Genomic DNA, 14,013 nt, shown 5'->3' with positions numbered 1-14,013 from the left:
AGAGCTTTGTTTTATTTTGTGTTCTTATTTTTCACCACTTAATTCAACCAAAATTTTCGCCTGTGATTTATCATTGCTCAATGCCTCAAATCCTTTTTCAACGATATCATCCAATTGGATATGGTCTGTGATGACGCCTTGTGGTTTTAATTGCCCTGTACCCATCAAATCCACAGTCTGTTGAAAGCTGGTTGGTGTGTAGGCAATTGTAGATACAATATTTACACCCGTATTCGTGAGTTGGATTGGATTCCATTCAATTGGTTTCGCAAAAATGGAAACAATCACCATCGTTCCAAGTGCTTTTGTCACATCAATTGCCTGTTTAAATGTCGGGGCTACTCCAGCTACTTCAAAGGAAACATCCACACCATTCGGGGTCACTTCTTTAATTGCTTCTACCGGATCCTCTTCACCGGAATTAATGATGTGAGTTGCCCCTAAATCTTTTGCTTTTTTAAGCCGGGCTTCTGATAAATCCAACACAATAATTTCGCTTGCACCGGCTGCTTTTGCTGCAACAGCAGTTAACAATCCAATTGGGCCTGCTCCAAATATAGCAACTTTATCTCCAAATTGAAGTTTTCCTTTTTTCACCGCTTCTACTGCAACAGCGGTAGGTTCTGCTAAAGCTCCATCCTGTAAGGTTAATGATTCAGGCAATAAGTAAACATTATCTTCTGGAACATTTGCATAGTTGGTAAAACCGCCATCTCCATGCAAACCAATGAAGCTGAATCCATCATAAGGATCTAGCTCTTCCGGTTTATTTCCATGAGTCAGGGTAGGGTTAATCGCTACTCTGTCTCCCGCTTTATATTTTGTAACTTTTTTACCGACTTCTTCTACCACTCCCGCAAATTCATGTCCCATGGTTAATGGGGCTTGCTCTTTGGTCAGTGGATCTTCTTTTTCATTGGGTACGAAGACCGGGCCTTCTTCATATTCATGCAAATCACTGCCACAAATACCAGCCCAGGCAACTTTCACCTTAACTTCTGTATCTTTTAATGGCTTTTCTTCCATTTCTTCCACACGTAAGTCTTTTTTTCCATGCCATACTGCTGCTTTCATGGATGATTCTCCTTCCTGATGAATAATTTCAAATATCAAATCCAGTAGTACATTCAAGAAATGAGTCTCTCTTTGATAAATGTATCACACTACTTTTCTACCACAATTCGCTGATTCTAAACTTGGATTTATCGTCTTTGTACCTAAAATTAAGCCCTATAAATTATTCAGACAATTGATTATAAGCATCTTTATACATTTCAGAAAACAAACCATGGTGACGCTCTCCATTGGATATTCATCTAAAAAGTCGATGATGGTACCAAGGGAGATCTTTGCTGCATGTTCAACAGGGAATCGGAAAACTACTGTTGAGATATGTGGATAAATATTTTATCAGTATAGACAGCAAAATCCCGGCACAGCTATTTCGCTGGACCGGGAATCGCTTTAATTAGCAGTGATATTAAAGATGAATGGTTCGATATCCAAATCGTAATTATATGCAGATCCATCCGCACGGAAAGTGAATGTTTCAGTAGCTTCATCAATTGCCGGAAATTGTAAGACCCCTTCTGCTTCCACACCTGGGAGGATTTCTGATTGTAATTCAGGCAGGTCGGATTCATAGTTATACTCCGTCTCCAATTGTTGATTGCCTAGTATCAAATAGGTACTGTGCTCATACAAAGATACATTATCATCCGTGTTATTTGTTACTTTCACATAGACACGCGTCTGATTCTCAGCCAGTTCGATTTTTTGTACTTCAACGGCAAACCCATGCTGATTAATCTCTTCATTCACTTCTATAGTTTTCAATGTTGGTGAAACAGCAGTTATATAATCAACAGTTTCCACGGAACTTGCATAAACCACCGGAACAGCGAGTGTACCACCCATTAGATTTTCCCCCTCGAACTGATCCATTACAACTCCAGTAACTTTCACATAATCATCCATGCTTACCTCTAAATTTGAATCTTCTATTCCAACAATTATATTTTGCTCGTGATTTTCCGGCTTTGCATACACTTGAATATAGGTACCATCCGCGTCCCGTTCTGGTTCAATAAATACTTTTCCAGTAAATTCAACCTCTTGATTTTGGTATGCTGCAGGATCACTATACATCTTGTCGAAATCCTCAGGTGCTACCTTACCGTTTACTTCTATCTCCTCTGATTCTTTCTCTTCGTTCGTCTCCACAGATGCTTCTGTGACTTCCCCGCTATTCTCATCTGTTTCTGTTGAGGCATCTGCCCCATCCTCACCTTCTCCACATGCAACAAGGGTTAACATCATCCCGGCAAACAACAATAGCAACAATTTCTTCACTTTTTTCTCCTCCTTTTTTTCTTATGAATCCAGTTTAACAAGAAGGGTGTGCAACTTTATGCCTAGGATGAATGTTTGTGGATAAGGAGATTACGAACGAAAATATAAATATATTTTTTTATTTTCGTTAATTATATGACTTATTGGCAGGAGGGGAGCTATGCAGTTAATTAAAGAGGATTGCCCGGAGTTGTAATAATCGATGCTCCCCTGAAGGACTTCAAGTAAATAAATTTAAAGTATCCGTATAAACGTTATAATCTTCTTTAGAAAACAAAACCATGGTGACGTTCTCCATTGAATGTTCATCTAAAAAGTCGATGATGGTACCAAGGGCGATCTTTGCTGCATGTTCAACAGGGAATCGACTTCTTTTGTTTTTCCTTTTCGACTGCTATACCAAACCAAAGTTAAGAATAAAAAGTTACGTCTCCTTGTATATATTCGAGAGAAATTTCAGTTTCCGATATGCAGGGGGCATTTGGATTTCTAATATGGATTTATCAGGCCAGTCCAGCCTCGAATTGGATAGATCTAGTAGAGACATTCGTATATTTCTTCCATCATTGATATTCCTGTCTATTCATTGTTTGCTTACAAGCATAGATTATAGTAAGCAAAGGGGGGAATTTAAATGTCCAGGTATAAAGGAAAATATAACAATTTTAATGATGTAGCAGGAGATTTTGATCGAAATGGAAGAAAAGTTATCGAAGTCGATGATCTGGTTATTTTCGCAGACGATGTAACTGTTGTTGAAAGTGATGAAGACGACAATAACAATCGAAGAAAACATCACAAATGTAATAATGATGTAGCCGGAGAAATGAATCGGCACAAAGGTGGAAGAAGACGACGCGGCGGTTGTTGCTAATTTCAGTATTTCACTCATTGCTGGTGGCAGCAGGGAGTTTTTTCTCCTGACTGCTTAGAAAACTTGGCTTTTCGCCAAGCTCTTGTGACGAAAGGCTCTAGTTCCGCTTATGCAGTAAGGAAGTTTTAGACTTTCTTAACTGCCAAAAAAAAAGCTTGCAGAGAAACAGTTTCCTCTCTGCAAGCTTTTTATATTTTCACGTAAATTCATGTTTAACAACTGGAAGCATAATCCGAGAAGGATATTCCTCTCCGTGATAAATATGCTCAAAAGCGACACTTCCCCCGGAGGATGTTCTCGTGGTTCGGCCGTTATTGAGATTGACATCAAAATGTGGAGCATTTGATGCGGCGATTTCCACACGCAGACGGTTTCCTTCTTTAAAGCGGTATGCAGTGTGATTGATAGCCAAATCCACACTTAATGGCTTACCTTTCTCAGTGACCGATACCCGATGAAAGGTATCCACAACATTATATACTTTCCCGTCTGGTTCCACATCGGACACACGTACAAACAAGTCAAGCAGCGGTGTTGGGGAGGATGCCCAAATACTTGTGCGAACGACTCCGAGAATGTCCAAGTCCTCCTCCAGCGTCATGCTAGTGTAGACAAGCACATCACTCCGGTCCTGGAGTTCTCCTTGTTCAAACATACCGGAAGCCTGACCGGCGATTAGAACACCACCACCATTTGTTGGGAATGGGTTGGCTGGGTCAAGTTTCAGGAGGCTGGATGTTTGTCGGGTAGCTGGTTCGCTCAGTAGCTGACCATCACCATGGCGAGACTGCGATGCCCCCCTACTGTCAAGGAAAAATTCTCTCTCTTCAGCAGCTGGAGGCCACTGTTCATAGCCCTCCCATTTTTCCTGACCAGTCAAATAAAGATGTACCGGTTTATTTATTGGAAGCGGTTTGTCCTTCAGCCATTTATCGAAAAATAAGATATGAATTTCTGTTGGATCCTTTATTTTATCTACACCAATTTCTTCAGCACCACAGGCAAAAAATTTCTCTCCAGCCTGTCCACTCATTTCCTCATGTGTCCATGGTCCGACCCATAACATCTTCTCTCCCCCGTATGCCTGATAAGCCTTGATTGTAGGGGGAAGCAGGGCATCAAACCATCCACCCATAAATAGAGCGGGTGTCTTTACGTCCACAAGTTTAGGAAGTAGTGTCATTTTTCCACGATGTTCCGGTTTTAACGTATCATTTATCGCATCAAAAAAATAAGAGTCCGGGTCAAGGTCCTTCATTGGCGGCCACTCATTCGCCGGAGCATGATGCAGCCATTTTGGCAGTTCATCGATATAACTTTGAACTTTTTCCGCTTTCGGGCCATTCTTCCGTTTGAGCTGATCCTCGATCATGGAAGCGAGTGTCCATGTTTCAAGATTGCCGATGTTGCTGGCCTTAGATTCCCCGCTTAACATCTCTGCCCACGGATCACCCATTGTCATTACAGGGGCAATGGCTTTTAAAGAAGGTGGTGCTTCAACAGCGGCTGCCAGTTGGGTATATCCATGATAGGACATCCCGAACAGACCGACCTTTCCATTGGAGTATGGAAGTCCAGCTGCCCATTCCACTGCTTCATAGCCATCCCTTCCTTCATGAATGAACGGATAAAACTCCCCATCCGAAGCAAAACGCCCGCGGACATCCTGAAGAATGACCACATAGCCTGCCTCAACCATTCGTGGCACGCTTAAGTATTCATCATAATATCGTGGTGTTTTTTTATCATATGGCAGACGTATCATCAGAACAGGATAACGCCCCTCCTGATCAGGCCGATATACATCCGCCCTAAGCACCGTGCCATCAGATAATGTACATTCCACATCCTGTTCAACAACAAAATTTCCCATTATACCAGCTCCTTATGTGGAGGAGGGGGTCTGTCCCCCATCACACTAAAGCATTAACGCGTTAATAAGATGGGGGACAGACCCCCTCCCTTCCTTCTTTTAAGATTTAACTGGGTTTAGTTTGCGTTCCAACCAGCCCATCAAAAGGTCGGCGATGATTGCCATGAGTGCGGTAGGAATGGCACCAGCCAGAATAAGCGGTGTTCCGTCTGTGGCATTCGTGCCGCGGATAATGATGGCACCAAGACCGCCGGCCCCGACAAAGGCACCGATTGCTGCAATACCGATACCAACAACAAGTGCAGTTCTGAGACCTGCCATAATAACACTAACTGCCAAGGGAAGTTCCACCATGCGCAGCAGCTGAAATTTTGTCATTCCCGAAGCATGTCCCGCTTCAATAATGTGGTTATCCACTTCCTTCATGCCTACATACGTATTCTGTGTAATAGGCAGAATGGAGTAGAGCATCAATGTCACAATAACTGTGGTCGATCCAAGCCCAAGCACAATCATCAGCACAGCCAATGCACCAAGGGCGGGAATGGTCTGAATAATATTTCCGAATGTCAGAACCCATCCACTTAATTTAGTCTTTTTTGAAATTAAGATGCCAAGTGGTATCGAGATAATGGCCGCAAACAAGACACCATATGCTGCCATCAGAAAATGCCGGTAAAATTGTGTCCATATATATCCACCGTTTTGGGATACATATGTGACGAGTTGTTCCCATGTTTCCATCATTTTTCCGCCACCTCACTTGACTCAAAGTAATTATTCTCTTCCAGGAATTCTTGTGCTACCTGTCTCGGATTTCTCAGGTTTACATCCACCTCGTAGTTCAATTCCTGCATTTTCTCCGTTGAAATTGTACCAGACAGTTTGTCCATGACTTCACCAATCTCTGGTTGTTTTTCAAGCAATTCATTATGAACAACAGGTGATGTATCATATGGTGGGAAGAATCGTCTGTCATCTTCCAGTACTTTCAGATCAAATTCCTTAATCCGTCCATCTGAAGAATAAGCTAGAACAACATCCATATGACCGCTGGCAGCAGCCTGGTATACAAGTCCGATGCTCATTGGAAACACTTCTCCAAAATCAAAGTAAGTTTCCTTAAAGCCATCATATCCATCGCCTTCCCGGTTGACCCAGGCGTTATCCACACCGAATCGTAACTCATCCGCATATGGTTCCAGATCGGAGACTGTTTCAATTCCTTCCTCATCGGCAAATTCCTGGGTGACCGCTACGGAATAGCTGTTTTCAAAGCCGTAGGACTCTCCCCATGTCTGGTCGAATCGTTTATCGAATTCACTTTGTACAATTTCCATCGCTTTATCCGGGTCCGTAATCGGATCCATTCCCAGTGCACCGGATAAGTCTGTTCCGGTATAACGTGTTGATGTCATATCAAGGTCATTTGTTGTCATACCCTGATGCTGCAGAATGGAAGAACCGAGGTTGGTAACGAGCTGTGTATTCAGATCGGTTTCGCGTTCAATCATAATCGACAGCATTTCACCCATCACTTCCGATTCAGCGGTGCCCAATGTTCCAATCCGTACCGTATTTTCTGAAGGCCCCGCCAACCCTGGGAGGGCGCAACCGGAAAGAATAAGAAAGGCGAAAGCGACGAAAATGTGAAGTATCCTTTTTTTCATAGTAGTTTCACCTTCCATCTTAAGTTGTTTGATAGGTTTCTTTCCATCCTTTTGGTGTTAGCTTTCTTTCAATGACAGAAAGAAGTCTGTCGGCGATCAATGCCAGAATTGTTGCTGGAACGGTACCGGCAACAATTAATTCAGGCTGGTACAAGTTCATTCCGTCGAAAATAAAATCACCTAGTCCGCCACCACCGATGAAAGCGGCAAGTGCTGCCCAGCCAATCAGATATACTGTGGAAAGGCGGATACCTGCCATAATGACCGGCATGGCCAATGGAAGTTCAATTTTCATAATTGATTCCCAATTGTTCATGCCCATTCCTTTACCTGCTTCCATCACATTGCTGTCCACGCCACTAACTCCTGTGTAAGTGTTCCGTAAAATAGGAAGAAGAGAATAGAAGAACAGGGCAATGATTGCAGGAAATTTCCCGACACCCAGTAGTGGAATAAAGAAAGCCAAAATAGCAAGACTTGGGATTGTCTGCAGAATTCCAATAAACGAAATCAGCCGATCAGCAATCTTCGGAATCCGTGTCAGCAAGACGCCAAGCGGTACAGCCACAAGTACACCTAACAGCATGGCCGCAGCAGAAATATATAAATGCTCACCCGTTTTAACAAGTAACTCTGAACCGTGTTGTGCGAAAAATTCCATCATAATATGCACCTCCCTATTCTACAGAGGCTATGGTTTCTTCAAGTTCTGAACCATCGCCCCAGATTGTGTCATAGACAATATCTGCAAGGGATGCTCTTGTCACAATCCCCGAAAGTTTATGGGACTCATCGACAACAGGAACGTATTTTACGCCTCGTCTGAGAATCTTGTGTACCGTGTCACGCAACAGGTTTTCCTGGAAAACAGAAAAAATTTCCGTTTCCATTGCTTCATATACGCTTGTAGCCTTTTTGTAATTCATATTGACCATTTCCACATCAATGTAGCCCTTCAGCACATTATCCCGATCCACTACGAGCAGAGAATCCACACGCGCATCGCGCATTTTGGAAATAGCTGTTTTCAGTGTTTCTCCTGTTTCTACAGTGACCGGAGATTTCCCCATGATTTGCCCAACAGTAGTCACATCTGGACGTCCTTGAATTAAGCGATCTTTTCCAAGGAATTCCTCAACGAATTCATTTGCTGGATTACGCAGAATCTCTTCAGGGCTTGCGGCTTGTACGACTTCCCCTGCACGCATAATGACAACCTTATCTGCCAACTTCAATGCTTCATCCATGTCATGAGTTACAAAGACAATGGTTTTATCCAGTTCCTTTTGCAGTTTTTTAAACTCTTCCTGCAACGTATCCCTTGTAATCGGGTCCAGGGCACCAAATGGCTCATCCATTAAGATAAGTGGCGGGTCTGCTGCAAGTGCCCGTAACACACCAATACGCTGTTGCTGTCCACCACTTAGTTCGTGCGGATATTTATCCAGGTATTCTTCCGGCAGATCCACAAGCTCTAGTAATTCCTTTGCTCGTCTGTCCTTTTTATCCTGTGGCCATTTGAGCAATGTCCCGACAAGTACAATATTTTCCTTGATCGTCATGTGTGGCATCAACCCAATCTGCTGAATGACATAGCCAATAGAGCGGCGTAATTGCACCGCGTCCTGATCGGTAATATCTTTGTCATTCACAAGAATAGATCCATCTGATACATCAATGAGGCGATTCACCATTTTCATCGTCGTAGTTTTTCCGCAACCACTGGGACCGATAAAACAGACGAATTCCCCTTTTTCAACTTTGAGATTTAAATTATTCACGGCAGGTTTCCCGCCATTATATCGTTTTGTTACATTTTTAAATTCTAACAAAGTCAGCACACCTCCATGTCTAAATTTTGTTTGAGCAAACAACTAAAGTAATTATATAGAAGATAACGCTAAAACCAAATGTGCAGATATAGTGATTTCAGCGTAAAATCCATGCAATTTTAATTGTACAGATTTTATATAGTTTACATCGTAAAATTCCTCCATTTTACTCCATTTAAGACCCTGGTCTTCCTATTTTAATTTTCACTAAAAAATGATAAGTTATGTATAAAACAAGTTGGAGGAGAGTCAATGAGTCCCAATACCGAAGAGAAGGTAATGAAGGAATTGGAGCGTGCAGAAGTACAGATTTCCGAGCGCATCGCCGATAATATGAAAACATTCGGTGTGTCAGCCTCGGTCGGCAGGCTCTTAGGTATTATTTATTTAAACCGTGGTCCAATGACCCTGGATGAGCTTGCCGAAGAAACCGGTATGAGTAAAACGAGAATGAGCCAAGTCATGCGGGAGATGATGGCTTTAAATATTGCCGAGAAGGAATTTGTCAAAGGCAGCCGCAAAGAATATTACAATGTAGAAAATGATTATGTGCAGACCTTCATTTCCCTGTTTACAACCAACTGGAAGGAAGTAGTCAGCAAGAACTCTCATCTGGCGAGACGGCTTGAGGATAAAGTCAGTCAGCTTGAACAAAGATATGACGGGGAAATTTCCCAAACCGTGGAAGAAAGAAAGGCAGACTTGAAACAGGAATTAGCCGAATGGACCGCTTATTATGACTGGATCAGCAGGCTGGTAGAATTCTTTGAAAGCGGTAAAGTACTTGATTCTGTTCCCTTTCACTTGCCAAACAGCACAGACGACGATAGATAGAAACAGCAGCGGGCAAATGACCGAAAAACGTCAGAAGCATGTTAAACATATGCTTCTGACGTTTTTTTATGTGAACCAGACTCCATTTTGAATCAAATTGGTTATCCTTTTCATAGAATAATGATGAACGAATGGAGATGACCAAAAAGGGAGGAAAATGGTTATGTCTGATTTCAAGCCTAACCGAAAAAGAAATGAGGATTTTTTTCAGCATGTTGCTAAATCATTTAAAGATGTCTTTGATCATGAGGTATTTTCTCCAATACATGGGAAATTCAGTCCTTTCCGTACAGATATTATCGAAAAGGAATACGCCTATTATGTTACAGCGGAACTGCCGGGCTTTTCCAAAGAAGATGTTACCCTCAGCATCGAACAGGATAAGTTAACGATTCACGCAAAACGTGAGAAGCAGGAGCAGCACATAAACGATCAAGCGAAAGTCGTACGCCGGGAAAGGCATTATGGAGAATTTGTGCGTCAATTCCATATGGATAATATGCAGGAGGATGGAATTACAGCAAAACTGGAAGATGGCATCCTGCATGTAAAGATTCCCAAATTAAATCCGGAAAAAACGACAGGGAAGCAAGTTGATATTGATTGAGTGAAAGAGGCGGAATAGCGTCCTCTTTTTTTGTGGATGATTTGTGGTTGGAGTATGGATATTGTTGTGGTCCGGCGCTTGTGAGCGTGGGTTCTGCGCTCACGGGCGTTGGTCCTGCGCTTGTGGGCGATGGTCCGGCGTTCATGTTCGTAAGTCCTGCGCTCATGGGCGATGGTCCGGCGCTCGTGGCCCGGGGTCCGGCGCTCACGGGTGATGGTCCGGCGCTCGTGGCCCGCGGTCCGGCGCTCATGGGCGTTGGTCCGGCGTTCGTGGCCCTGAGTCCTGCGCTCATGTGTGATGGTCCGGCGCTCGTGGCCCGCGGTTCTGCGTTCACGCCCTCAAGCCCGGCGCTCACGGGCGTTGGTCCGGCGTTCATGATCGTAAGTCCTGCGCTCACGGGCGATGCTCCGGCGTTCGCCCTAATCCTCTTACGATATAAGCATTTTTTCCAATAAAATGGTTAAACTAACGCTATCTTTCTTCATAGGAGGCTTTCACCAATGGACAGTACCAATGACTTTGTAAAAAAGTTTAATGATACAAAGAAAAAGGACAAGCGAAATAAACAGAAACAAGGAAATGGCGATCCTGCAAAGAAATTACCAAGTAAGCGGCATTAAAAATAAAAATGGCTGCCAGGAAGTTCCTGACAGCCATTTTTATTTTCCATAATTATGAAACTCTTAATGTTTTAAATCCTTCGCTCCATGCGATAAGTTGATCGAGCATTTGGTTTGCATTATCTGCATGATATGCAGCAGGGTTGAAATCGCTCATGTCTACGAAGTCTGTCATGAGTGAGAATGTTACTGCTGTGCGTACGTCTGCGATTTGCAGCTCACCGAAGATTAGACGCAGGTTTTCGTGCGCACGTGCTCCACCTAAACTGCCATATCCTACAAAACCAGCTGCTTTATTTGCCACTTCCGGTTTCAGATAGTCAAATGCATTTTTCAATGCTCCACCTGCTGCATGATTATATTCCGGTGTTACAATGATATAGCCATCGAAGGAAGCCATTTTTTCTGACCATGCTTGAATAGCAGCGTCTGCTTCTGCTTTCTGAGTTTCTGCTACTTCCTGACCAAGCAATGGCAGTTTATATTCAGAAAGGTCTACTACTTCATATTCCACATTTACATCATTACGCTTCGTTGCGAAATCGTGCATCCATTTCGCCACTGCTGTACCATTACGTCCATCACGTACACTACCTTGCACAATCGCTAATTTTAATTTAGATTCTGACATCTCTGTTTCCCCCTTGTTTGACTTACCAAATAATTTATTTAAAAAGCCCATGTATAAATTCACCGCCTAAATGTTGATCGTTCCTTATGCTTTAACTGCTGTTTTCTCTCTTACATTTTTCAAAACACCGCTCCATGCGATTACTTGATCAAGCATTCCATTGGCATTTGCCGCATGATAGTCAGCAGGTTTGAATTCACTCATGTTTACGAAGTCAGTAATAAGTGAAAAAGTTACTGCAATCTGTACATCTGCAACTTGCAGCTCACCAAGGATCAGACGCATGTTTTCATGTGCGCGTGTTCCTCCCAGGCTGCCGTAACCGACAAATCCAGCCGCTTTGTTATTCAATTCCGGATTCAAGTAGTCCAGCGCATTTTTCAATGCTCCGCCTACAGCATGATTGTATTCCGGTGTTACAAAAATGTAGCCATCGAAGGAAGCCATTTTGTCTGACCAGGATTTGATTACTGCCCCAGCTTCTGCCTGTTGTGCCTCGGGTAATTGAGCACCCATCATTGGCAGATTATAATCAGCCAGATCCACGATTTCGTATGCAACATCCGCATCTTTACGGTTTACTGCAAAATCATACATCCAGTTTGTTACTGCTTCTGCATTACGACCTTGACGTACACTTCCTAAGACGATACCTATTTTTAACATTATATTTCCTCCTGCTATTTACATTTTTTTACGTTTAATTAAACGGGGTATAGCTTACGAAAAACTATATTTAATTCAATACTTTTTAATTCAACATAATTATAATAACATCATTAAAATAGATATGCAACAATTATTTTTCATATTTTGTCACAGAGTTACGAAAAGTAATTATCATCTTATATTTATACGAAGTTTCAGCTTATCCTTGCAGGGTAAATACTATTAGAAATGAATTTTTAGAAAATCCTTGTGCATCACTATACAGAGCAGTAGACGTGCCCCTAATGCTGAAAGGAGGTCATAGCTTATCAGTGCATCAACGACGATTATCATTTTTAGTATAGCGGCTGTCGTGTCAGCTTTCTCTGCTATTCGCCTTGCAACACATGCAAATGAGATAAGTACCAAAACAAAGATGGGCGGATTTCTGGCAGGAACGCTTCTCCTGGCCGGGGCCACTTCCCTGCCGGAATTAACTGCTACCATCTCTGCCGGTATCATTGGTAATGCTGATATCGCAGTCGGGAACGGTTTAGGAAGTATCTTGTTTAACTTCTTCGTATTATTTATGATGGATCTTCATTTTCGGAAAAAACGTTTGTTTCTAAAGGTTTCCGACAATCACTTGTATACTGGAGTGATTGCCCTTTTATTATGTATGATTACAGCAGTTGGACTGGCTATCGACTTTTCTTTCACACTTGTAAATATAAGTATGACCAGTGTAGCCGTTGCGTTTGTATATATCCTGGGAATGTGGTTTGTTTCCAGAAAAAAAACGGAAGGAACTGTAAGTCAACAACAAAAAAGACCATCGGAAGAGAACATCAGCCTAAAGCGGTCAATAAGCCGCTTTGTCATATATGCACTCATTATTTTTGCCTCCGGAAGTGCCCTGTCAATCTCAGGGGATGCAATGGTTCAGCATACCGGACTCAGCGCTACACTGGTGGGGAGTATCCTGGTTGCCCTGGCCACATCCTTTCCTGATGCGATGAGTACATTTACGGCATTACGTTTAACAAATGTGAACATGGCAATCGGAACCATTCTTGGCAGCAATGTATTTAACCTGTTTGTCATAACCATCGGGGATGTTTTCTATTTTAATGGCAGCATTTGGCATAATACCAGTAATGAAATCATCCTCGTCTCGCTCACAGGCTTTTTCTTAACAGCTATCGTTATGCTGATTATCAAAAGGGATTATACACGGAACACCTTTACGTATATTATTCCCTCTCTCATAGCTGTAATCAGCTATATCGCCATCGTTAGCTTTATTATCCTGGGGTAGTTTATTTAAGCAGGGACAATTTATCCTTCTCAGCAATTATCGCTTCTAAATCCATGCAAAAAGCAGATTTCCTTTATCGTAGGAAACCTGCTTTTTTGTTCATGATGCACGTCTAGTTATTAATATATTTCTCAAATACATCTCCAAAGTCTTTCACATGATATTCTTCACGGGTTGATTTCAGCCAGGAGAATCCAAATTCAGTAATCTCCTTGTATTGCTCCGCCAGCTGTGTTTCAGAAGTTCTGGAATTTTGCATGACTGTCACGGCTTTATCCAGACTTTGCCCTGCCATATTCAGTAACGTTTCATTTTCATGTGTTTTTTCAGAAATATACAGCAATGCTTTATACAAATCTTTTAGTTTTTCAATTTCATTTTTATGTACATCAATGTTGAAGAGTTCATTTCCCAATGTAAATTTGATTTCGATATCCATATCAATTCTGCCGGCAGTTTCAAGAAGAACATTGGATATTTTATATTGGGAATAGGTGTAGCGCTTTAATGTTTGTTTGGAAGATGTTGCCTTTTCTCCATCCACATGAATCAGCGCCAAGTTGGTAAAGCAATATTCATCTGCCTTCGTCTTAATAAGAAAGTAGATTTTTTCGTCATCTTCATGTCTGACATAATCATCTGCGTCTGTTTTGTCATAATCCTCAGGTCCGATAATTCTACCAATATCAGATAAACCTAAAGCATCTGAAGCAATTTTTTTAAACATTTGTGGCACCCTCTCTTTTTGGAAGAT

At 42.2% G+C, this 14,013-nt stretch carries 15 protein-coding genes; 5 read left to right on the top strand and 10 right to left on the bottom strand.

All coding sequences use genetic code 11. The features are described from left to right. Positions 1 to 24: 24 nt before the first annotated feature. Both ACZ427_RS18390 and ACZ427_RS18385 read right to left on the bottom strand, forming a co-directional pair. A complete protein-coding gene (locus ACZ427_RS18390; protein WP_461177464.1) occupies positions 25 to 1,074 on the bottom strand; it encodes a 2,3-butanediol dehydrogenase in 1,050 nt (349 codons plus the stop codon). Positions 1,075 to 1,464: 390 nt separating this feature from the next. Then, positions 1,465 to 2,352: a DUF4352 domain-containing protein gene (locus tag ACZ427_RS18385; RefSeq protein ID WP_461177379.1), complete on the bottom strand. Its 888-nt coding sequence runs from the start codon at positions 2,350 to 2,352 to the stop codon at positions 1,465 to 1,467. Between the two features lie 634 nt (positions 2,353 to 2,986). Between ACZ427_RS18385 and ACZ427_RS18380 the strand changes: the two genes are divergently transcribed. Beyond that, on the top strand, positions 2,987 to 3,226 hold the full coding sequence (locus ACZ427_RS18380) for a hypothetical protein (protein WP_461177380.1): 240 nt from the start codon (positions 2,987 to 2,989) through the stop codon (positions 3,224 to 3,226). 196 nt (positions 3,227 to 3,422) lie between these two features. On the opposite strand, the gene ACZ427_RS18375 is transcribed toward ACZ427_RS18380, so the two are convergent. From ACZ427_RS18375 to ACZ427_RS18355, 5 genes are all read right to left on the bottom strand, one after another. Continuing rightward, positions 3,423 to 5,099 carry a CocE/NonD family hydrolase gene (locus ACZ427_RS18375; RefSeq protein WP_461177381.1) on the bottom strand — a complete coding sequence of 559 codons (1,677 nt, stop codon included), beginning with the start codon at positions 5,097 to 5,099 and terminating at the stop codon, positions 3,423 to 3,425. Between the two features lie 99 nt (positions 5,100 to 5,198). Further along, a complete protein-coding gene (locus ACZ427_RS18370; protein ID WP_461177465.1) occupies positions 5,199 to 5,843 on the bottom strand; it encodes an ABC transporter permease in 645 nt (214 codons plus the stop codon). Then, positions 5,843 to 6,769 carry an osmoprotectant ABC transporter substrate-binding protein gene (locus tag ACZ427_RS18365; protein WP_461177382.1) on the bottom strand — a complete coding sequence of 309 codons (927 nt, stop codon included), beginning with the start codon at positions 6,767 to 6,769 and terminating at the stop codon, positions 5,843 to 5,845. Before ACZ427_RS18365 ends, ACZ427_RS18370 begins: the two co-directional genes overlap by 1 nt. Positions 6,770 to 6,788: 19 nt before the next feature. Further along, positions 6,789 to 7,433, bottom strand: a complete 645-nt coding sequence (locus ACZ427_RS18360) for an ABC transporter permease (protein WP_461177383.1) — start codon at positions 7,431 to 7,433, stop codon at positions 6,789 to 6,791. Between the two features lie 13 nt (positions 7,434 to 7,446). Next, entirely contained in the window at positions 7,447 to 8,601 is a 1,155-nt protein-coding gene (locus ACZ427_RS18355; protein WP_461177384.1) for a betaine/proline/choline family ABC transporter ATP-binding protein, read from the bottom strand. A 252-nt stretch (positions 8,602 to 8,853) separates the two neighbouring features. Here ACZ427_RS18355 and ACZ427_RS18350 point away from each other — a divergent pair, with 252 nt between their 5' ends. From ACZ427_RS18350 to ACZ427_RS18340, 3 genes are all read left to right on the top strand, one after another. Further along, positions 8,854 to 9,435: a GbsR/MarR family transcriptional regulator gene (locus ACZ427_RS18350; RefSeq protein WP_461177385.1), complete on the top strand. Its 582-nt coding sequence runs from the start codon at positions 8,854 to 8,856 to the stop codon at positions 9,433 to 9,435. Positions 9,436 to 9,598: 163 nt separating this feature from the next. Beyond that, positions 9,599 to 10,042 carry an Hsp20/alpha crystallin family protein gene (locus ACZ427_RS18345; protein ID WP_461177386.1) on the top strand — a complete coding sequence of 148 codons (444 nt, stop codon included), beginning with the start codon at positions 9,599 to 9,601 and terminating at the stop codon, positions 10,040 to 10,042. 500 nt (positions 10,043 to 10,542) lie between these two features. Next, a complete protein-coding gene (locus ACZ427_RS18340) occupies positions 10,543 to 10,662 on the top strand; it encodes a DUF4023 domain-containing protein (protein WP_461177387.1) in 120 nt (39 codons plus the stop codon). A 52-nt stretch (positions 10,663 to 10,714) separates the two neighbouring features. Here the strand turns inward: ACZ427_RS18340 and ACZ427_RS18335 are convergent, their stop codons facing one another. After that, positions 10,715 to 11,293 carry an NADPH-dependent FMN reductase gene (locus ACZ427_RS18335; protein WP_461177388.1) on the bottom strand — a complete coding sequence of 193 codons (579 nt, stop codon included), beginning with the start codon at positions 11,291 to 11,293 and terminating at the stop codon, positions 10,715 to 10,717. A gap of 84 nt (positions 11,294 to 11,377) precedes the next feature. Next, on the bottom strand, positions 11,378 to 11,959 hold the full coding sequence (locus tag ACZ427_RS18330; protein ID WP_461177389.1) for an NADPH-dependent FMN reductase: 582 nt from the start codon (positions 11,957 to 11,959) through the stop codon (positions 11,378 to 11,380). 355 nt (positions 11,960 to 12,314) lie between these two features. Between ACZ427_RS18330 and ACZ427_RS18325 the strand changes: the two genes are divergently transcribed. Then, positions 12,315 to 13,259 carry a sodium:calcium antiporter gene (locus ACZ427_RS18325; protein WP_464883482.1) on the top strand — a complete coding sequence of 315 codons (945 nt, stop codon included), beginning with the start codon at positions 12,315 to 12,317 and terminating at the stop codon, positions 13,257 to 13,259. 112 nt (positions 13,260 to 13,371) lie between these two features. On the opposite strand, the gene ACZ427_RS18320 is transcribed toward ACZ427_RS18325, so the two are convergent. Continuing rightward, positions 13,372 to 13,986: a PH domain-containing protein gene (locus tag ACZ427_RS18320; RefSeq protein WP_461177390.1), complete on the bottom strand. Its 615-nt coding sequence runs from the start codon at positions 13,984 to 13,986 to the stop codon at positions 13,372 to 13,374. Between the last annotated feature and the right edge of the window lie 27 nt (positions 13,987 to 14,013).

It is taken from the genome of Virgibacillus ainsalahensis (genome assembly GCF_055380755.1).
The sequence above is the reverse complement of the archived record's forward strand: the minus strand, read 5'-3'. Positions and strand labels throughout refer to the sequence as shown.